This is a genomic window from Actinomyces sp. ICM39 (assembly GCF_000282935.1).
Lineage (GTDB): Bacteria > Actinomycetota > Actinomycetes > Actinomycetales > Actinomycetaceae > Pauljensenia > Pauljensenia odontolytica_B.
The window spans coordinates 1-20,215 of record NZ_ALCB01000095.1; the positions used below are offsets into that span (position 1 = coordinate 1).

Consider the following 20,215-nt stretch of genomic DNA (forward strand, 5'->3'; position numbering starts at 1 on the left):
AGGGGCCCGCGGCAGCGAGGCGCTGGAGGACGCGCGCGGCGCGCACGGCCAGGTGGGTGGCCGGGTCCACGTCCGCCATGGCGCGGGTCGTGGCCTCGTCGACGCTGCCGTCGGGCAGGTACGCGATTGTCTCGACGCGCACGCCGGGCGTCTTCGAGGTGCGCACGGTGACGGTTTCACGCAGGTTCAGGGCCTCGAAAACCGTGACGAGGGGGTGGTAGCCGTCGGACGTGGGCGCTCCGACGCGCAGGGTCAGGTTGACTTTTCCGGGCGCACTGGCGCGCACTTCACGCATGGCGTTCCTTCTTCCTGCCGATTGTGTGACCGGCGGCCGTCAGCGGGCTGCGGTCGACGCCGCGAGGGTGCCGTTTGCGCGGGCCTCGATGACGGCACGGCCCAGCTCGACGAACTCGTCGATCGAGAGGGTCTCGCCGCGGCGCGTCGGGTCGATGCCGGCGGCGGACAGGAGGGCCTCGGAGGCCTCGGGGCCGCCCGCCCAGTTCTTGAGGGCCGCACGCAGGGTCTTGCGACGCTGCCCGAAGGCCACGTCGGTGACCTCGAAAGTGGCGCGGCGCAGCTCGTCGTCCCCGCGCGGGGTCTCCAGGCGCGTCAGGCGCACGAGGGCACTATCCACGCCGGGCACGGGCCAAAACACCGAGCGGCCGATCGTCCCCGCGCGCTCCACCGAGCCGTACCAGGAGGCCTTCACGGAAGGCACGCCGTAGGTGCGCGATCCGGGGCCAGCGGCCAGGCGGTCCGCGACCTCGGCCTGGACCATGACGACGACACCCTGGATGGAGGGGAAGGCCTCAAGCATGTTGAGCAGAACCGGCACGGCCACGTTGTACGGCAGGTTCGCGACGAGTTTGGTGGGGGCGGGCCAGTCCACGCCGAAGTCATCGACACCGCTGATTTCCGTCGCATCCATGGTCACGACGTGGAAACGGTCGGCGGCCTCGCTCATGCGGGCGCGCACGGTCTGCGGCAGCGCTGCGGCCAGGGGCGGGTCAATCTCGACGGCCCGCACGCGCGCACCGACTTCCAGGAGCGCGAGCGTCAGGGAGCCGAGACCCGGGCCGACCTCAACGACCTCGTCGCCCTCTTCGACGCCACCGGCTGCGACGATCTTGCGCACCGTGCCCGCGTCATGCACGAAGTTCTGGCCAAGCACCTTAGTGGGGCGGATGCCGAGCGCCTCGGAGATGGCCTTGACTTCGAGGGGGCCGAGCAGGCCCGTCTCGGAGGGGACGGCACCCTCGGGCAGGGTCGGGTCGAGGCGGCTGCGCGTGTCGCGCTGGTTGCGGGGGCTGGAGGATCGGCTCACGCTGGCAAGTCTAGTGCACGGGGCCGACGAGGCCGGGGCAAGCGGCGCTGTGAGGCTCGGCCACCTGCGAGGCTCGAAGCGTCACTGGGCGGGAGGAGGCGGCAGAACGACGCGCACCTCGTACTTGCTGGCCTGCTCGCCGAGAACAGCGTTGACTTGCTTCTTCACGATGTCTTCCACACGCCCCTGCGCCTTGTCGAGCAGGCCCTTGGAGATGGCCTCGTCTGCGGCAGCGGTCTCCCGTTCCGCCAGGAAGGTGGTGACTTCTCCGACCTCGATCTGGTTGACAACGGAGAAAGACTGGTCGTAGGTCTCGACCGAGGCGGGGTCGATGGAGGCGGAGAGAACTTCGACGGCAGGCACGGTCACCGTCACAACGTGGGCCGCCTCGTCAACCTCAACCTGAATCTGGCTCACATCGGCCACCCCGGCCTTCACCTCACCCGAATAGGTGATGAGGTAATGGGCACCCGTCCCCGGCACTTCCATGCCGAACACCTTGGTTCCCTCCTCAGAGTATTTCCCCACCTGGGTGAAGTTGTAGGACTCAGTGGCGAGTTCACCAATGTCAGCGAAAGAGTTTTTCACAAGAGTCGTGTCAACGGTGACGACAGGTTCCGCACCCTGATCCTGCGTGGACCCAAAGCCGAGTACGGGGGCAGCCTTCATGCCACCGGCGAATCCTGCTCCTGCAATCGCCAACGATGCAACCACTCGAGCAACGCCGGAAAAACCCATGATGACCTCACTGACACAAACACGATGAATATTAGGTAACCTTCACGGGAATTGTAGGGTAAGTGTCAAGGTGACACAACAGCGGCACCGCGGATAGCCGGACACCCACATCTCGCTGCCTGACCACAACCGAGCCAATGGACAAAACGCGTTGGTTGCGGCTCGGTCCCTGAGATCGTCGAGGGCGGTGTTATTTGGCTATCGAGCTCGCGCCGCTGCGCCTCAGACAGGATGCGCCCCATCGGGAGGATTCCACCTAATCGGGAGGATTCCACCTAATCGGGAGGATTCCACCTAATCGGGAGGATTCCACCCGATCAGAAGGGGTTGAATCTTCCCGATCGGGTGTAACACCTCATCGGTCACAAGCGTCTTCGCGGAGCCGACCGTCCATGCCACTGCCCCGTTCCTGTCAGCCACGCCTCACCGACGTTCAACTGCGCCCGGCCGGGCAGCGCTGCACCAGTTAGGGAGCATTGCACCAGTTAGGGAGCATTACACCAGTTAGGGAGCATTACACCAGCTCCGAACTGGTGCAACACCCCGCTATGTGGTGTTACACCACTTAGCAACAAGCCACATCGCGGAGCCGTGACTCGACGCAGCATCGAAGAGACACTCGGCCCCAGCGCCAGACCCCACACTAAGCGCAGGCGGTGCGATTCAACGGGCCCACGTGTGACATTGGGACGGGCACCATATGGATAGGTTGCAATCACGCGGATAGGTTATCGGCGTACGGATAGGTTATCGGCGTACGGATAGGTTATCGACATGCGGATAGGTTATCGACATGCGGATAGCTTATTTGCCTATCCGCATGCGCATAAGCTATCCACATCTTCACAACCTATCCACGTGCCCACCCCAGCCGGACAGCTACCCGCAGATACAGAAGAAGGCCGGGCCCGACAACCTTCGTTGTCAGACCCGGCCCTCACAAGCTCTCAGACTTAGTACCAGCCCACCGCGTTGGAGTGCGCCCATGCGGAGCAGGGCGTGCCGTAGCGGCCCTTGATGTAGCCGATACCCCAGTTGATCTGGGTGATCGGGTTGGTGCGCCAGTCAGCGCCGGCCGAGGCCATCTTGGAGCCCGGCAGCGACTGTGGGATGCCGTAGGCGCCCGACGAGGCGTTCTCAGCGTAGGGGTTCCACTGCGACTCGCGGTTCCACAGGAGGACCAGGCACTGGTACTCGCTGTCGCCCCAGCCCTGGGCTGCGACGAGGGGCTTGGCCAGCGAACGCGGGTCCTCACCGGAGTAGTTCGTGGGGACGGCACCGGCGGCGGCAGCGGCAGCAGCGGCGGCGGCAGCCGTGGCGGTATCCGCGTTCTTCGAGTCGGCGGCGATCGCGGCGATCTCTTCCTTCGTGGAGATCGTGCCAAGCTTCGCACGGTAGCGCACGGAGGTCGTGCCGTCCGCCTCGGTCTTCTCCTCGAGAGTGGCCTTGGGATCAATACCGGCGGCAACGAGGGCGGCCGGGGTGGCCTCCTTCGTTCCCTCGCTGCGCACCTGTGTCACGGGCTGCGAGGTCGAGTGCTCGGTGATCGGCACGGAGGTCAGGACCTCGTCGCCGTTCTTTTCCTGCCACACAGTCCACGTGGTCACGCCGTTGATGCCGGCCGTGGTCACCTGGGACTCGCCCACGAACAGGTCGGAGCTGGTCGCCGTCGTCTCACTGAAGGGGATTTCGACGGTGGTCGTGGCCTCGCCGCGGGTCACGCGGCTGACGTTGATGGTCAGCTCGCCATTGGGGCCGGTCGAGACGGTCACGCGGTCCAGGGGGTGAACGGACACGCCGGCCGCTTCGAGGATGGCGCGCGCGTCCTGACCGGGGCGCGCGGCGACCTCGCGGGTCGAGCCGTCCACCGTGACTGCGACGTTACGAGCGCGCGACACGAGCGGGGTCAACTCGTCACGGGACGAGGAGCGGTCCGCAGCAAGGGAGACAGCCGAGCCCAGCGGCGCGGCGTCGGCGAGGATGCTATCCGCCGAGGAGGCGGTGGTCCACAGGGTGCGAGTCTGGCCGTCGACCTTCACCGTGTAGGCCTTGGAGGTGCGCACGACAATCGTGTCACCGTCACGCACGGCCTCAGCCGGGCCGGGCTGCACGAGGTCGTAGCTGCCGATGCTCACACCGGCAGCCTTGAGGGCGTCACCGACGGTGTTACCCCACGAGGTCACGGGACGAGACACTCCGTTGACCTCGAGCATGACAGAGGTGTGCGAGGAGGCGACGCCGACACCGGCGATGCCGAGGACACCCGCCGAGGTCAGGGCTGCAACACCCAGAACGACGCGCGGAGATGGGGCAAAGGAGCGCAGACGGCCACCGAGGACGTGCAGGGCGCTGGCGGCGGACGCACTCAGGGAGGTGCTCAGATGATGGCTCACAATTCTCCAGTTACTCGCTATCGGTACTGCTGGTCAGCTTAGCGTGGGCGCTCGCTGGCACGCCAGAGTCCTGGCATGCCAGCGGGCAATGTCACGTCAGACGAGGCCGAGCTTGTAGGCGCAGCCCCACTGGCCCCAACCGGAACGCTGCTGAAGCATGCGCGCACGCATGGTCTGCTCCTCGACGGAGGCGTCGGAAGGCAGGCCGGAGCCGCCGACGGAACGCCAGGTCGGCAGCGAGAACTGGTACATGCCGTAGTAGCCGTTGCCCGTGTTGATCGACGGGTTACCCCCGGACTCACACTGGGCAATGGCCGCCCAGATCGCAGCGTCGTCGCCGGAGACCGCGGCAGGCGCGGAAGCGGACGAACCGGACGAGGAGGAGCCGGAGGAAGCAGCACCGGAGGACGACGAGGCCGAGGTATCCTCAGCCTTCTTGGCCTTCGTACCCTTGGAAACGATGCGCTTGGTGGGCTCGGTGCGGGTCGTGGACAGGACGGCGGAGACGGTGACGTTACCGTCGATGGTCTCCTGGTAGGCCTCGGTCACCTCGGAGCCGGCCACGCCTTCCTGCACGGTCTTCTCGGTACCCTCTTCGGCCTCGGCGTCCTCACGCTCTTCGGTCTCGTAGGGAATCTCGGTCGTGGTGGACACGGTGCCGCGCACGACGCGAGCCACGCGCAGGGTGGTCTCGCCGTCCTTGTTTTCCAGGGTGACGCGGTCGATCGGACCGGCGCTCACGCCAGCCTTTTCGAGTATCGCGGTCGTGCCCTCGGAGGACGAGGCGACGACGTCGGTCGTGGTGCCGTCGGCGATGACGTGGATGGTGTCGCCGGTCTCGGCGACGGGCATTTCGGCGCGGGTGTAGGAGCGGTCGGCCGCCATGGACGCGGCGGACGCCGGCAGGGCCGCGAGCACGCCGGAGATAGACGGAGCGGTGGACCACGCGGTGGTCTGGTTTCCGTCGACCGTCACATCGTATTCGGTGGCGGTGCGCACGACGACGGTGTCGCCGCTCGCGACGTGCTGGTCGGAGGCGGGGGCGACGAGGTCGTGGGCGCCGACGGAGACGCCGGCCGTGCTCAGGGCATCGCCCGCGGTTGTGAAGAAGCCGGACACGTCGTGGGTGACGCCGTCAACCTCGACGGTCACGTGACGATAGGAAGTTCCGACGGCAGCGGCAGCGGTTCCGGCCACCAGAAGGGCCGTCGCGGCTGCGACGGAAATGACGGTTGTACGGGAGGGCTGAACGCTCACGTGTCTCCAGAGTTCGTAGGTTCCGTTTCGAGGGCCTCATCAACGCTTGCCCCGCGGCGCGCGGAGAGTTCAGACGAGTAGCCCGAATCGGACTGACACACCCACCGTAACCAATTTGTTACCGTTGCGCGACCACTTTGACGCAATTCACCAGTCAGAGAACGCCGTCACAACACCACGCAGACACCAACGCTCCCTCTATCGGGAGGAACGAAAACCTCACCAGGTACCGTAGACCGCCTCGGTGTTCGCCCGCAGTTGGTCGCACGCCGCCGCCTCGCTAACGCCCCACTGGTCGGCGATGAAACGCACCGTGTGAGCCATGACGTAGGAGGCGTTGGGGCAGCCGCGCCACGGGACAGGCGTCAGGTAGGGGGCGTCGGTCTCCACGAGGACAAGCTCGCGCGGCAGGACCGCGAGCGCGGCGCGCAGGTCGGAGTTCGCGGGATAGGTAATCGGACCGGCGAAGGAGGCGTACCATCCGCGCTCAGCGAGGCGCTGCGCCATCTCCGCATCCCCCGAGTAGCAGTGGAAGACGATGCGCTGGTCCGCGCTCGCACGCTCGTCGAGAATCGCGAGGGTGTCCTCGTGGGCGTCGCGGTCGTGGATCTGCAGGGGGAGGCCGGCGCGCTGCGCCATGTCGATGTGCGCGCGGAAGGATTCCTTTTGCGCCTCGCGGCCCGGGTCGGCGGTGCGGAAATAGTCCAGGCCGCTCTCCCCCACCGCGACGACCATCGGATCGTCCAGGCGAGCCTCGACGGCGGCCAGGGCCTCGTCGAGAGGCACGTGGTAGTCGCGCACCTTCGGGACCAGACCGTCGGGCGAGGGGTCCGCGCAGCCGGCGTGCAGGGCCGCGTCGTTGGGGTGGATCGCGATCGCGACGCGCACGCCCTCGTGAGCGCGCGCCAGCTCGATCATCGGGTCGAAGTCGGGCAGCTCGCAGGCGCTCGAAATCATCCGGGTGACGCCCACCTCGCGGGCACGCTCCAGCTGCTCCTCGAGGCTGAGCGCCACGCCCTCGCGCCGGGGGATCTCGCCGACGTGGGTGGGCAGGTGCGTGTGGTTGTCCACCACGGGCGCCGCCAGGGGCGCGGGCGCGTCGGGCCAGGGACGAGGCTTACGCGGGCTCATGCGAGGGTCGCGACCTTTCGGGAGAGATAAGGAACGAGGCGGGTGCTCATCAGCGGGCGAGCACGACGCCGCGGGCGACCTCGTCGACGACCTCGTCGCCGAGGAGGTAGCGCACGATCTCGAGACCGAGCTCCAGGGAGGTGCCGGCGCCGCGGCTGGTGATGATCTGCTCGTCGACGACGACCGGGTTCTCGTGGACGATCGCACCGCCCTCGGCGATGGCCTTGACGAAGGCGGGGTTCGCAGTCGCGTGGCGGCCGTCGAGCACGCCCAGCTCGGACAGGATCGAGGGGGCCGCGCAGATAGCGGCGATGGGCTGGGCGGCGTCGGAGCGGCGCAGCACCTCGGTCTGGATGGCGGGCGTACTCTTCAGGCCCAGGGTGCCGGGCATGCCGCCGGGCAGGAAAAGGACGGTGTAGGTGGACAGGTCCACGTCCTCGAACATGAGGTCGGCGACGACGCGGATGCCATGCGAGCTGGTCACGTGGCGGGCGTCGGTCACGGAGATCAGGTCCGCGCGCACCCCGGCGCGATACAGGACGTCGGCGACGGCCAGGGCCTCGACCTCTTCGAAGCCGTCGGCCAGCATGATGGCGACGGTGGCGTCGGTGGCAAGCTTCTCGGGAGTGGGCATGTTTCCTCTTTCCTCGCGGCTACTCAAACAAGCGTTACGTCCAGGTTAGCGCAGCCGCGCGCACCCTGGAAGCGAGCCACGGCCTCGCCCCGAAAGGGACGAGGCCGCGTGCGTCACTCGGAGCGCAGGGCTTCGACCGGATCCTGACGCGAGGCGCGCGAGGCCGGGATGACGCCCGCCATAACGGTCAGGCCGACGGACACCGCGATGAGGGTCAGGGCCGTCAGAGGCGAAAGCTGGGCAATATTCTCGACATTGAACGATGAATAGGCGATGCTATTCGCAATCGCGCACAGCCCGTAGGTGACGCCCACGCCCATCAGGCCCGCCAAGAGGCCTTCGATGACGGTCTCGGCGTTGAACACGCGCGACACGTCGCCCTTCGAGGCACCGATCGAACGCAGGATGCCGATCTCCTTGCGACGCTCGAGCACGGAAATGTACGTGATGATCGAAATCATGATCGAGGAGACCACGAGAGAGATCGACACGAAGGCGATGAGCAGCCAGGAGATGATGTCGACGATCTTGGTCACCGAGCTCATGAGTGCGCCCATGACGTCGGAGTAGGTGACGACCTTGTCGGTCGCGCCCGCCGCCTTGTTGTCGGCGTTGTAGGCATCCAGGGCGGCCTTCACCTTGTCCTTGTCCGCGAAGGACTTGGGGTAGATCGAGATGTTCGATGGGGAGGCGATGTCCGCCCACCCCAGGTTCCTCAGGTTCGTGTCCAGGGTCGGCACGTTCGTGGAGAACATGGTCGCCATGAGGGCCGCGAGGGACTTCTCGTCCACGTTGGATTGGAAGGCCTCGGCGAAGGCCTGCGGATCCATGGAGAAAGCGCTGGACATGTTGGTCGCGAACTGCTCCATGGTGGAGCCGATCTGGTCACCAATCGCGGTCGACAGCTGCGTCATCATCGAGGTCATCGCGTTCGTCATGGCCTCCTGCATGACCTGGCCGATGACGGCGCTCACGCCCTGCGTGAGGGTGGTGCCCAGCTGGGCGGCGATCTGCGCGGAGATCGCGTTCATGACCTGAGTGGAGACATCGGTACCGATCTGGGCCAGGGCGGGGTCGTCCCCGAGGGCCTTCGTCAGGTTCGCGGCGAGCTTGTCGGAGTCAACGACCTGGTCCGAGGAGACGGCCGCTCGCAGCTGCTCGAGCACCTCGGGCTGAGAGAAGTAGGCCGAGGCCAGGGTCGCGAAGTCCGTCGTGCCGCCCGCCTCGATCTGCTCGCGGGCGTAGTCCTGGAAGCCCTGGGCGATCTGGGAAGCCTGTGCGCTCAGGTAGTCGGCCGCGCCATCCTTGACGGCTCCGTCGGCCAGAGCCGAGCGAATGATCGTCTGGAAGTCGACGTTGGCCAGCTGCGGCAGGTCCTTGCTCAGCTCCCCGAAGTCGAGGCCGGACAGGTCGAAGGCCATACCGGACTGGGCGCCGGACTGCGCGGCGAGGGCCGACAGGTCAATATTCGACAGGTCCATGCCCGACATGTCGAGGTTGGAGAAATCTAGGCCGGACAGGTCCATGCCGGAAAAGTCCATGCCCGACAGGTCCATCTGCATCTTGTCGGGGTCGATCTGGAAGGCGGCGGAAAGCTTGGACTCGTCCACCGTGAACAGGGAGGACATGTCGAAGCCGCCGGACTGGCTCTTCTGGTTGTCCGCCAGCTCCTTGAAGGTCTTGCCGGTGAAGACATCAACGTCGGGCTTGGCGCGCTGGGCCTTGACGATCGGGCTGGCGGCCGCTTCCTCGATGATCTGGTAGGTCAGGGCGGGCGTGTAGGCGATGCCCTGGCGCAGGGCGCCGCCCTTGTCGGAGTTGGGCTTGACGATGCCGGAGATCGTCAGCTCCTGGCCGCCGTTCACGAGCTTCTTCATGTAGTCCGCGTCGGATGAGCGGTCCGTCCAGACCTTGTAGGTGTCGTCCCACGTGTACTTGTCGAAGGCGTTGACGCGGCGGAAGGTCGTGCCCAGGATCGCGGAGTAGTCGTAGGTCGCGGCAGCGGCCCCGGACTGCGCGCCCGACTGCGCCCCGGACTGCTTCTTATCCCCCAGGGCGCCCTGATAGTACTGGCGCATGAGGTCGTCGAATTCCTTGTGGTCTTTGAGACCCAGGGTGTATTCGAAGAGGTTGGGAATGTTGCCGTCCTCATCCAAGACCAGGACGACCTGGTTCGCGCCGCTCGGCCAGGAGCCGGCGACCACGTCGTACGCGGAGGTGTACAGCGAGGAGGTCGCGGGCATCTGATAGAAGGCGTTCGTCTCCATCATCGACCCGAAGGCCCCGGAACCGAAACCGGCTTCCATCTGCTTCATCGACTGGTCGGGGCTGACCTGCACGGTCGCCTTGGACGTGTCGGACTGGTAGATCTGCGGGACGATGTCGTAGTCGTACTCAATCGCGTTAACCATCGCATTGATGTCGCCGCCGTTGTTGTCCAGGTAGGTCTTGAGGGAGGCCAAGTCGTTGGTCTTCGCGTCGCGGATCGTATCGGCGAAGGTGCGAAGCTTAGAGACGCCGACCTTGCCGTCGGGCGCGGGCTGAGAGTCTTTGGAGTCCGAGGCCGACACGGACAGCGCGGCTGTCATGTCGATGCCCGTTTTCTGGATCGTCAGCGGATACGCGCCCAGCGTTTCCTCTTCGGTTTTGGCGATATAGGCATTGGTTCCGTTGGCCAGCGCGAGGATCGCGGCGATACCGATGATGCCGATGGACCCCGCGAAGGAGGTCATGAGGGTGCGGCCCTTCTTCGTCATCAGGTTGTTGGCCGACAGGGACAAGGCCGTCAAGAAGCCCATCGAGGTGCGGCGCGCGGGCTTAGCCTCGCGGCGGTCTTCGGCGGCCGGCACGAAAGGATCGGAGTCGGCGACGATGCAACCGTCGGCCAGCTCGACGATGCGGGTCGCGTACTGGTGTGCCAGCTCGGGGTTGTGCGTCACCATGATGACGAGGCGGTCGCGGGCCACGTCTCGCAGCAGGTCCATGACCTGCACGCTCGTCTTGGAGTCGAGAGCGCCGGTGGGCTCATCCGCCAGAAGGATCTCGGGGTCGTTGATGAGGGCACGCGCGATGGCGACGCGCTGCATCTGGCCGCCCGACATCTGCGAGGGCTTCTTGTAGACGTGATCCTTCAGGCCGACGCGCTCGAGGGCATCGAGGGCGCGCTTACGGCGCTCGGAGCGCGAGACACCCGACAGGGTCAGGGCTAGCTCAACGTTCGCCAGGACACTCTGGTGCGGGATCAGGTTGTAGGCCTGGAAGACGAAGCCGATGCGGTTGTTGCGGTAGGCATCCCAGTCGCGGGCTTTGTAGTCCTTCGTCGAAATGCCGTCGATGACCAGGTCGCCGCTCTGGAAGCGGTCGAGGCCGCCAATGACATTGAGCATCGTCGTCTTACCGGAGCCCGACTGGCCCAGCACGGCCACGAACTCGTTGTCGCGGAACGCCACGGAGACCTTGTTGAGCGCCACCTGCACGAGGTTGGCGGTCTGATAGGCCTTGACGATCTCCTTGAGCTCTAGCACGCTTCTTCCTCACATCTGCTGTTGATTCCGCAGACAAGTATAGGCGAGCGACCATCGCCCAAGACCGGCGCTGTTCACTGACTGACCCCTGATCGTCCCCTGACAAGCCCCTGATGTCGTATCTCCCGCGTCACATCGAGGTCCCCGAAACCCAGCCCGGGCCTCGTTCAACGAACGGCCTGCAGGGGCATGCAAGACCGAACGGCTAGACTGATCCCATGACCGACCTCACCCAGATTCCCGTGCCCAACGAAGGGCCAATCACTGACAAAGTCAAGGAAATCTACGAGCGCTCCTTCCCGCCCGAGGAGCAGATCCCGATGCCCGAGCTGCGACGCAGCGCCGAGCGCGACGATGTCGATTTCCTCGCGTGGATCGATCCATCCCTGCCCGCAGGCGAGGACGGGGCCGGCAACGTGGTCGCCCTGACCTTCTCCTTCGTCTTCCCCGACCTGTTCTACCTGGGTTTCCTCGCGGTGGACGGGCGCACGCGCAGTGCGGGCTACGGCTCACGCATCCTCACCCACTTCCGCGAGCGCTACGGCGACGTGCCACAGCTGCTCGAGATCGAGCCGGTCGTGCGCGAGGCCGGGAACTACCAGCAGCGCGTGCGACGCCTGAAGTTCTACGAGCGCAACGGTTTCACGGTGACGAACATGCTCACGCACGAGGCCGACCAGACCTACCGGGTCCTGGCGCGCGACGGGATCGTGAGCCCGCAGCGCCTGGAGGAGGCGCTCAATTCGGTCACGAACGACCCGGCGTATGCGTCGAGGGTGACGACGGACTGATGCGCTGACCTCGCTCGGCTGATGCCAGAGCGGCGATCAGTTGTCGACGCCGCGGCTGGAGACCAGCAGGATTTCCTCGTTGTCGAGTCGGGCGAGGGCCCCTTCCAGGGCGGCCGAGGAGAAGATGCCCTCGTCGCGGGCCTGCAGGAGGGCGTCGCGCTGGGCGTGAATGGCCTCCAGGGCGAGTTCACGGATCTGGTCTCGCGTGAAGGAGCGCTCAACCTCCTCCTCGCTCATGTCGACGGTGCCGTGACCGTCGTCGTCCGTCTCGCTCGCGGAAGCAGCGTCCGGGGGCGTGGTGTCTTGGAGAATGTCGGTGAGGACGCGGTCGGCTGTGCGGGCGATGCGAGCACCCACGGCCTCGTCGTCGGCGGCGACCGCGTGCCCGATGCGTGAGAGGGTGCGCGAAACGCCGGCAGACAGCAGGGTCTGGCCGTCGACCTCGTGGATCGCCTGGGCGAGGGCGGTGTCCACCAGCGCGGAGCCCATCACCTTCAGGAGCTTGGCGCGCTCCTCCTCGGAGATATCGCCCGTGGCCATCTTGGGCTTGACGATGCGAATGAGTCCGGGCAGGGTCAGGCCCTGGATGACGAGGGCGCCAGCAGCGATGAACAGGGCGATAGTGAGCAGCAGCGCGCGCATCGGCGCATGCGTCGAGATGGTTTGCGCAGCGGCCAGGGTGATCGCGCCGCGCATGCCCGCCCAGACGATGACACTGCCCTCGCGCGGCCCCAGCGGTTCGCTCTCGAAGTAGTCCAGGTCGGATCCGCGCATCGCGTTGCGGCGCGCGCGCCGCTTGAGGCGGCGACGATAGTGGTTAAGCGCGTCTTCCCAGTGTTCGGGACTCAGGTCGCGCGCTTGAAGCATGTCGGCGTCGACCTCGCTTGCCTCGTGCATGCGCTTCTCAAAGCGCTCGATGCGCGCTGCCTCGGCCTCGTAGCGCCGCTGACGGCGCTTGTGCCGATGGTCCAGCCAGGTGAACATCAACGCGATGAAGACGGCTCGAATGACCATGATGAGCGCGCCGAGGATGACGGCGAGGAAGGCGGCGAAGGCCAGGCCGCCGGAGAACGCGGCGGTCTCCTCGACGATCCCGAAAGCCTGGAGGCCCATCGTCAGGAAGATCCCGCTCTCCAGGACGAGCGTCATGGTCTGCCAGTTCTGCTGGGAGAATCGCCTGTTCATCGCGGAGATCGTGGCGGCGCGGCGACGCGAGACGACCAGGCCGGCGACGACGGCCGCGACGAGGCCAGAGCCTCCCAGGTGCTCGGCTGGGATCGACGCGATGAAGGGCATCGCGAAGGAGAAGACCGTGTCGGCCGAGGGCTCCTTGATGAGGGCACGCAGACGCACGCCGACCTCGCCGACGACCCAGCCAATACCCGCGGCGATACCGAGGGCGATGGCGACCTTGCCGATGAGCAGGCCCGGATTCAGGGCGTGTTCGTCGGCGGCCAGGCCGGCGCTCATCGCGGCGGAGAGCAGGACCAGCGAGGTCGCGTCGTTAAAGAGCCCCTCGCCTTCGAGGACCGTGATGATGCGGTGGGAGACACCCGAGCGTTTCGCGATCGAGATGGCGACCGCGTCGGTCGGCGACAGGACCGCGCCCAGCGCGACACCCCAGGGCAGGGAGATCGCGGGGACCAGCCAGTTGATGACGAAGCCGACCGCGAAGGCGGAGAGGAACACGAGGGGAATCGCGAGCATCGCGACGGCGTGCATCTCGCGGCGGAAGTCCATGGTCGGCATACGCACGGCCGCCGAGAACAGCAGGGGCGGCAGCACCATCTCGAGGATGATGTGCGGCTCGATCTCGATGGCCCCCACCTGCGGCAGGAACCCGATCGCCAGGCCGACGACCAGCAGGATCAGGGGGGCTGCCACGCGCACCTTGGGCGCGACGAATTGGCATGCCACGATGATGAGCATTCCGGCCACGGCGATAAGAAGGGGTTCCACAGATCAATTGTATTGCGAGCAACCCCCCACAGCGTCGTTGCCATCTCACCGCATCAACTACGCGCGCCGCGAACTCGCGCGGCGTACCACGCCCCGCCCGCATGGCCTCGACACCATCCCCGAATGTCAAACAGACCCACACGATCAGAGCACGTTGTACAATCGACGCATCGTTTCAAGGAGGTTCTCATGACCGCTTACAACCACTCGTCGGGGTACACCTACGGCACCGATGCCGTCCCCACATCCCCGCTCACACTCGAGGATCTACGCCAGATCGAGGCCGCCGCACACGTCCAGCCCGGTGACGCAGAGCTGCTCTCACGAGCAGAACCCATCCTGGCGCCACACGCTATGGAAATGGTCGACACGTGGCGCGGAATTCTGGCTCAAAAGACGTATCTGGCAGCACATTCCGCGCACCCGGACGGGCAGCCAAACCCCGAGTACGCGCAGGCCTCGAAGCCGCGCTTCGCCCAGTGGATCATCGACATGTGCACGCGCGAGCGGGACCAGGCGTGGTTGGACTACCAGTACCTGATCGGCGCACGGCACATGTCAGCAGCGAAGAACGCGGCGGATGGGGCGGACTCGACGCCATTCGTGCCCCTGCGCTACGTGCTCGCCTTCATCGCGCCGACTGTGGAGGTCGGGCACCGTCTCCTCGCGGAGGGCTTCGAGGGCGACGAACTGAGCGCCGTCCGCGACGCCTGGACTCGCGCTGTCACTGTCGCCGTGACAGTGTGGGCGTATGCCTACCGAGATCACCCCGAGCAGTTCTGATCCGGCGCTCGCCACCTACGACTCTCCCATCGGCTGCCTCACGCTGGCCGCGCGGGGTGGTGCGCTCGTCGGCTTGTGGGTGGCCGGGCAGCGTTTCTTCGGCTCCCCCTACGGCATCAACGAGGCCGTGGCGCGCTCCGCGCTCGACCTGACCTCGCCCGTTTCCCGGGACAGCATCCTCGCCGAGGCCGGGTGGGACGACGCCGACGCGCGGACTCTCGGCATGGCGGCGGCCTGGCTCGACGGATACTTCGCGGGCGAGGCCCCCTCCCCCGCGCCCATCCCCCTCGCGCCTGCGGGCACGGACTTCCAAAAGCACGTGTGGGAGGCAATGGCCACTATCTCCTACGGCGCGACGCGCACATACGGACAGATCGTCGCCCAGCTGCGGGGCGCGGGCATCCCCGCGTCAGCTCAGTCGGTCGGCGGCGCGGTCGGTCGCAATCCTCTACTCCTCATCCGCCCCTGCCACCGCGTTGTGGCGGCGGGCGCCCCGGGCGGCTACGCGGCGGGAGGCGACGCGAAAGCCTGGCTGCTCGCGCACGAGGCGGCCACGGCCTCGTCGGTGAGCTGACTCAGTCGTTCGCCCGGTCGGCCTCGAGAGCCTCCTCGACCAAGGCCTCGTCGACGGGCAGGGCCGCGCGAGCGTAAGCGGCGGCATCATCCTGGGTGTCCGCGATCTGCTCGGCGATCGAGTCGGCCTCGCGGCGCAGCTCGGCGCCATCGACGACCGAGGCCTGGGCGAGGGTACGGGCCTGGGCGCGGTGCTCGTCCGTGTACTCCAGGTCGTCGGCGTGCTTGCGCACGAGGACGCGGATGAGCTTGCGGCGCAGGTTCTCCTCGCGCAGGACGGCGGAGCGCTCGCGCAGCCAGCCGACCGCGAGGACGACGAGGAGGGCAACGCCGAGCCATCCGATGATCGGGTACATGCCGCCGATCAGTTTCTTAAAGCCCATGAGCGAAGCCGCGTAGCCCACGGCAACGACGCCGACGAGGACGATGCGCATGCGAGTGGTCGACCCGCCCGAGAAGCGTCGCGCCGTCGAGTAGAACAGCGAAAAGACCGTGTTGTAGATGAGCGCGAAGATGATCAGCGTGTAGATGAAGGCGAAGGCCGGGTGGATCGAGCGCGCGATCTCGAGCGCGGGAACGTTCACGTCCCAGATGCGATCCATGTTCAGATACAGGCACAGGGCGTCCGCGCCGATGACGAGGGCGATGATAGTGCCGCCGATGCGCCCGGCGCGGCGGGCCTCGCCGATGCGTAGCACCGAGCCGCCGAGCACGAAGGCCATCGCGATGCCGTTGACGACGCACAGGGCAAAGTAGTTGATCGTGGAGAGCCACAGGTTGGGCAGCGCCGGGGTGACCTGGGTGGCGGCGGCGTTGAGCTCGGCGACACCGGGGTGAGGCGTTGCCAGCGAGTAGATGGTGAGGATCGTGATGGCGACGATGATCATGGGCGTAAAAACACCGATCACCTTCATGATCCGGTCGAAGTCGAGGAAGGCCGTGAGGATCACGATCACCGCGCAGAGGGCGCTACCCGCCCACGCGGGCAGGCCGAACTGCTGCTCGAGGTTCGCTCCCGCGCCCGCGAGCATCACGAAGCCCATCGCGAAGCCCGAGAAGACGAGCACGACGTCGATGACGCGGCGCAGCGCCGGGTGGGTGATGCGTTCGAAGACCTCGTCGTGGTGGCCGGACCGGTAGTAGGAACCCAGCTGGAGCGCGACGACGCCGAAGACAACGTTGAGGACACCCAGGGCTGCGATGCCGATCAGGCCCTTCGCGCCAAAGGAGAGAAAGTACTGGAGCAGGTCCTGGCCACTCGCCAGGCCCGCGCCGATAATGACTCCCACGTAGGCGAAGGCGACAGAGAGGTACTTCTTGGACATAGGGTCCTTCCGATTGCGAACGTTTCACGAGGCCGTGGCCTCGTTCCACGGTAGACGCTCGCCTGGGCGTCAGGTATGTCCGTAGGAAATTGTTCACGCTCACGATGAGCAACAAAGGCACAGATGTGTACACAATGTACTAAAATGACACTATGAACACACTCGCTACGACGCTGTCTACTCGAGAGCTCCGCGCAAACCTCTCCGACGTCCTCGGGCGAGCCTCCTACGGCGGCGAGCGTATCGGAGTGACAAAGAACGGCCGCCTCACTGCAATCGTGATCGGCGTCGAGGATCTGTTGGCCCTGGAAGAGCTCGAGGACGCGCGCGATCTCGCGGCCTTCCGGGAGGCAAAGCGCGACGATGACGGACAGCGGGTCAGCCTGGACGACCTGCGCGCTGAGCTCAACGACTAGCGATGCCCTCGTCGTAACGGTCGTGCGCGTCGGACACCGCCGAGAGGTGTATCGCTCGTAGCGTCACTTGCCTTCGAGGAGCTGAATCGGCGGGCGCGGTGCCTGCATCGCATTGATCGGGGCCTCAGAATCCGCGTAGCCGAGCGCAAAACCGGTGATGAACTGGTAGCCCTCGGGGATCTCAAACTCGGCTTCGACAGGCTCGCGCCAGGTGGCGAGGATGCCGACCGGGCAGGAGTCAATGCCGCGCGACTTGGCGGACAGGAACAGGGTCTGAAGCATGAGGCCAGCATCCATGGCACTCCACGGGAGCATATCCTCGTGGACGAAGACGAAGCCCATGACGGGAGCGTCGAAGGCCGTGACGTTGCGGCGGTTCACGCGGTTGCGCCCCTCGATGTCGGCACGCTCGATGCCGTGGATGCCGTAGAGGAGCTTCGCGACCTCGATCTGAGCAGGTCGCACCTCGTCCGGGTAGCGCTTGCGCACGGGGAAGTCGCCGTCCGGAACGGGGATCTCAATGTCCGAGTCCTCGGCCTTACGGGCGTGGGCGGCGATCTCCTCGTCGAAAAGACGGCCATAGCGCTCACGCAGGCGAGCGGCGCGCTCGCCCGTGGCCAGGGCGACGCGGAAGGCGCGCGTGTTGGACCAGGACGGCGCGGTCGTCGCGTCGGCGAGGATCGCGTCGAGGACCTCGGCGGGGATCTCCCGGTCTGTAAAGGCACGCGTGGAGCGGCGCGAGGCTGTCAGGGCGGAAAAGTCGTTCATCTCAACGTTGAGTGTCATGCGCCCAGGCTAACCCGGCCCGACGCTCCCGATCCACCCGGCCCGCCCACTGGACGGCTCCGGCCGAACTACCGGGCCAGGGCCTGCTCGAAGGCTACAACGTCCTCCTCGGGGGTGGCCCAGGAGGTACCGATGCGCGCGAGGTAGCGGCCGTCAGGGAGGGTCTCCCAGATGCTGTAACGCACCTTGTCGGACAGGCGTTCATGCCCCGCCTGGTCGAGGGCCACAAAGGTCAGGTTGGTCGGCGAATCCATGGTGACGACGTAGCCGGCACGCTTGAGGGCCTCGCGGATGCGTGCGGTCGCCTTGACGGCGGGCTCTCCGATCGTCAGGTAGAGGCCGTCCTCGAAGAGCGCCTCGAACTGCACGCCCAGGAGGCGCCCCTTCGCCAGGAGCGCGCCGTGCTGCTTCATCTGGGTGACGAACTGGCGGATCGATCCGCGCTCGGGGATCACCACGGCCTCGCCGAAGAGGGAGCCACACTTGGTGCCGCCGATGTAGAAGACATCGGTCAGGCGCGCCAGGTCGGCCAACGTCACGTCGTTGGCGGGCGAGGCCAGCGCGTAGGCGAGGCGCGCGCCGTCGACGAAGAGCTTGAGGTCGCGCTCGCGACACACGGCGGAGAGTTCCTCGAGCTCCTGCAGGGAGTAGAGGGTGCCGTACTCGGTGGGCTGCGAAATATAGACGAGGGCGGGGGCGATCATGTGGTCACGCGCGCCGTCGCCCTCCCACGCGGAGCAGATGCGTTCGACGTCGGCGGCATTGATCTTGCCTTCGACGGCGGGAGTGTCGAGGATCTTGTGGCCGCCGCGCTCGACGATGCCGGCCTCGTGCATGTTGATGTGGCCGGTGTTGGGGGCGATGACGCCCTGCCAGGGCAGGAGGATCGCATCAATGACAGTCGCGTTCGTCTGCGTGCCGCCGACCAGGAAGTACACGTCGGCATCAGGGGCCTGGCAGGCCTCGCGAATCAGGTCGCGGGCACGCTCGCAGTGTTCGTCGGTGCCGTAGCCGCTCGTCTGTTCCATGTTGGTGGCGACGAGGGCGTCGAGCACCCGGGCGTGCGCGCCTTCCTGGTAGTCACTGGAGAAGTTCGGCAGCGTGGCAGAAAAAGTCATTGGGCCATTATTCCACGCGCTTGGCCAGATAATTCCCGTTTCCTCACGAAGATCTTTTCTCGCTGAATCCGAAGGACTATCCTGACTTTCGCCGGGCGATGCTGCCAGGCTTCCCGATACGAAAGTGAGGGCATCGCATGATGCCAACCACGCACGGAGAACAGGCGAGCACAATCAACCGCGACTCGCAGGCCTATTGGAACAAGCGGGCCGCGACGTTCACGAGAGACACGACCGTCGAGTACGAGCGCTGGCTCCTGGATCTACTCGCGCTCAAGGCGGGCGAGGAGATCCTCGACATGGGGTGCGCGACGGGCACGCTCGCCGTCCCCCTCGCCCGAGCCGGGCACCGCGTCCACGGCTGCGACTTCGCCGAGGCCATGCTCGCGATCCTCGACGAGCGCACGGCAGCCGAGAACCTACCGATCACCTCCCACCTGCTCGCGTGGGAGGACGACTGGGATGAGTTGGGCCTGGGTGAGAACAGCGTGGATGTCGCCTTCGCGTCACGCTCCCTCATGAGTGGGAACGTTTTCTCCGCAGTACACAAGCTCGACGCGGCTGCCCGCTCGCGGGCGGCGGTCGTCGTGCCCGACAGCCTGCTCCCGTCCCGCGACCCGCGCCTGCTCACCTACCTGGGACGCTCGGCGAGGCACCCGCGCGTCGTCCGCGAGGTAACCCGCGCGCTCACATCCCTGGGACGCGTCCCGGTTTTCGCGACCACACGAACCTTCCGCCCGATGAGGTTTTCTTCCTTCGACGAGGCCCGCTCGGACCTTCGTCGTCTGGCCGGCCCCGAGCCGTTCACCGCGCGCGAGCAGCGGCTTTTCGACGCCTACGCAGAGCAGCACTTCGTGCGTGAGGACGCCGCTACCAGCTCGGAAAAGGCAAGGGAACGATGGCTCCTGGACTACCCTCTGCCCGTCACCTGGGTATTTATCGGCTGGAGCACCGACGGGCGCGCGTGGGCGTAGGCGGCCCCGGCCTCGTTCTCCTTAGTCCGCGTCGGGGCGACGCCTGCGCGCCTTGACTTCGCCGCGCCTCTTCTTATCGGCGAGGCGGCGCAGCTTCGACGCGCGCGTTGGCTTCGTGGCCCGCCTAGGAACGGGAGGGACGAGGGCCGAACGCAGAACTTCGGCGAGGCGCTCGCGCGCGGCGGCGCGGTTGCGGCGCTGGGAGCGATGCTCGGCGGCGGTGACCGCGAGGACCGTTCCGCTCAGGCGGTCCCCGAGAACAGACAGGGCACGCTCGCGCTGCTTGTCATTCAGAGCGGTCGTCATCGCCAGATCCAGGCTGAGCTGGACGCGCGAGTCCGCCGTGTTGACGCCCTGGCCGCCGGGACCCGAGGCGTGGGAGAAGCGTTCGACCAACTCCCCCGCGGGCACGACGAGGCCGCGCGGGCAGCCGGGCCCAGCGGGAATGCGCAGATCGTCCATGCATTCCAGTGTGCACCACGCGCCGCG

17 protein-coding genes and 1 pseudogene are annotated in these 20,215 nt (G+C 66.5%); 5 read left to right on the forward strand and 13 right to left on the reverse strand.

Annotated elements, in window-relative coordinates; genetic code table 11:
- The 8 genes and pseudogenes from HMPREF1137_RS05770 to HMPREF1137_RS05805 form a co-directional block, all read right to left on the reverse strand.
- Nucleotides 1–295 (reverse strand): annotated as a pseudogene (locus HMPREF1137_RS05770) (4-(cytidine 5'-diphospho)-2-C-methyl-D-erythritol kinase); the annotation flags it as partial.
- 39 nt (nt 296–334) lie between these two features.
- Nucleotides 335–1,324 (reverse strand): 16S rRNA (adenine(1518)-N(6)/adenine(1519)-N(6))-dimethyltransferase RsmA, encoded by a 990-nt coding sequence (gene rsmA / locus HMPREF1137_RS05775; protein ID WP_007589923.1) that lies wholly within the window; start codon nt 1,322–1,324, stop codon nt 335–337.
- Between the two features lie 81 nt (nt 1,325–1,405).
- Nucleotides 1,406–2,062 carry a DUF4230 domain-containing protein gene (locus tag HMPREF1137_RS10030; RefSeq protein WP_081493519.1) on the reverse strand — a complete coding sequence of 219 codons (657 nt, stop codon included), beginning with the start codon at nt 2,060–2,062 and terminating at the stop codon, nt 1,406–1,408.
- A gap of 953 nt (nt 2,063–3,015) precedes the next feature.
- Nucleotides 3,016–4,455 (reverse strand): aggregation-promoting factor C-terminal-like domain-containing protein, encoded by a 1,440-nt coding sequence (locus HMPREF1137_RS05785; protein ID WP_007589936.1) that lies wholly within the window; start codon nt 4,453–4,455, stop codon nt 3,016–3,018.
- A 96-nt stretch (nt 4,456–4,551) separates the two neighbouring features.
- Nucleotides 4,552–5,712, reverse strand: a complete 1,161-nt coding sequence (locus HMPREF1137_RS05790; protein ID WP_007589972.1) for a resuscitation-promoting factor — start codon at nt 5,710–5,712, stop codon at nt 4,552–4,554.
- 219 nt (nt 5,713–5,931) lie between these two features.
- Nucleotides 5,932–6,843: a TatD family hydrolase gene (locus tag HMPREF1137_RS05795; protein ID WP_007589958.1), complete on the reverse strand. Its 912-nt coding sequence runs from the start codon at nt 6,841–6,843 to the stop codon at nt 5,932–5,934.
- Between the two features lie 49 nt (nt 6,844–6,892).
- A complete protein-coding gene (locus HMPREF1137_RS05800; RefSeq protein WP_007589969.1) occupies nt 6,893–7,477 on the reverse strand; it encodes a DJ-1 family glyoxalase III in 585 nt (194 codons plus the stop codon).
- A 113-nt stretch (nt 7,478–7,590) separates the two neighbouring features.
- Nucleotides 7,591–11,001: an ATP-binding cassette domain-containing protein gene (locus HMPREF1137_RS05805; protein ID WP_007589945.1), complete on the reverse strand. Its 3,411-nt coding sequence runs from the start codon at nt 10,999–11,001 to the stop codon at nt 7,591–7,593.
- Between the two features lie 218 nt (nt 11,002–11,219).
- Here HMPREF1137_RS05805 and HMPREF1137_RS05810 point away from each other — a divergent pair, with 218 nt between their 5' ends.
- A complete protein-coding gene (locus HMPREF1137_RS05810; RefSeq protein WP_007589976.1) occupies nt 11,220–11,792 on the forward strand; it encodes a GNAT family N-acetyltransferase in 573 nt (190 codons plus the stop codon).
- A 36-nt stretch (nt 11,793–11,828) separates the two neighbouring features.
- Here HMPREF1137_RS05810 and HMPREF1137_RS05815 read toward each other — a convergent pair whose 3' ends face one another.
- On the reverse strand, nt 11,829–13,721 hold the full coding sequence (locus HMPREF1137_RS05815) for a cation:proton antiporter (protein ID WP_034497083.1): 1,893 nt from the start codon (nt 13,719–13,721) through the stop codon (nt 11,829–11,831).
- 219 nt (nt 13,722–13,940) lie between these two features.
- Here HMPREF1137_RS05815 and HMPREF1137_RS05820 point away from each other — a divergent pair, with 219 nt between their 5' ends.
- Nucleotides 13,941–14,534: a protoglobin domain-containing protein gene (locus HMPREF1137_RS05820; protein WP_007589924.1), complete on the forward strand. Its 594-nt coding sequence runs from the start codon at nt 13,941–13,943 to the stop codon at nt 14,532–14,534.
- The gene (locus HMPREF1137_RS05825; protein ID WP_007589927.1) at nt 14,503–15,108 is read left to right on the forward strand and encodes a methylated-DNA--[protein]-cysteine S-methyltransferase; all 606 of its coding nucleotides are present in this window, start codon (nt 14,503–14,505) and stop codon (nt 15,106–15,108) included. Before HMPREF1137_RS05820 ends, HMPREF1137_RS05825 begins: the two co-directional genes overlap by 32 nt.
- Nucleotide 15,109: 1 nt before the next feature.
- On the opposite strand, the gene HMPREF1137_RS05830 is transcribed toward HMPREF1137_RS05825, so the two are convergent.
- Nucleotides 15,110–16,432, reverse strand: a complete 1,323-nt coding sequence (locus HMPREF1137_RS05830) for a YkvI family membrane protein (RefSeq protein ID WP_007589940.1) — start codon at nt 16,430–16,432, stop codon at nt 15,110–15,112.
- A gap of 152 nt (nt 16,433–16,584) precedes the next feature.
- Here HMPREF1137_RS05830 and HMPREF1137_RS05835 point away from each other — a divergent pair, with 152 nt between their 5' ends.
- The gene (locus HMPREF1137_RS05835) at nt 16,585–16,848 is read left to right on the forward strand and encodes a type II toxin-antitoxin system Phd/YefM family antitoxin (RefSeq protein WP_007589926.1); all 264 of its coding nucleotides are present in this window, start codon (nt 16,585–16,587) and stop codon (nt 16,846–16,848) included.
- 63 nt (nt 16,849–16,911) lie between these two features.
- Here HMPREF1137_RS05835 and HMPREF1137_RS05840 read toward each other — a convergent pair whose 3' ends face one another.
- Both HMPREF1137_RS05840 and HMPREF1137_RS05845 read right to left on the reverse strand, forming a co-directional pair.
- Entirely contained in the window at nt 16,912–17,634 is a 723-nt protein-coding gene (locus HMPREF1137_RS05840; protein ID WP_007589943.1) for a nitroreductase, read from the reverse strand.
- 68 nt (nt 17,635–17,702) lie between these two features.
- The gene (locus tag HMPREF1137_RS05845) at nt 17,703–18,752 is read right to left on the reverse strand and encodes a threonine aldolase family protein (protein ID WP_007589956.1); all 1,050 of its coding nucleotides are present in this window, start codon (nt 18,750–18,752) and stop codon (nt 17,703–17,705) included.
- Nucleotides 18,753–18,892: 140 nt separating this feature from the next.
- On the opposite strand from HMPREF1137_RS05845, the gene HMPREF1137_RS05850 reads away from it, so the two are divergent.
- Nucleotides 18,893–19,726: a class I SAM-dependent methyltransferase gene (locus HMPREF1137_RS05850; protein ID WP_034497089.1), complete on the forward strand. Its 834-nt coding sequence runs from the start codon at nt 18,893–18,895 to the stop codon at nt 19,724–19,726.
- A gap of 21 nt (nt 19,727–19,747) precedes the next feature.
- Here HMPREF1137_RS05850 and arfB read toward each other — a convergent pair whose 3' ends face one another.
- Complete coding sequence (gene arfB, locus HMPREF1137_RS05855; RefSeq protein ID WP_007589968.1) at nt 19,748–20,188, reverse strand: alternative ribosome rescue aminoacyl-tRNA hydrolase ArfB; 441 nt, start codon at nt 20,186–20,188, stop codon at nt 19,748–19,750.
- Nucleotides 20,189–20,215 lie beyond the last annotated feature (27 nt).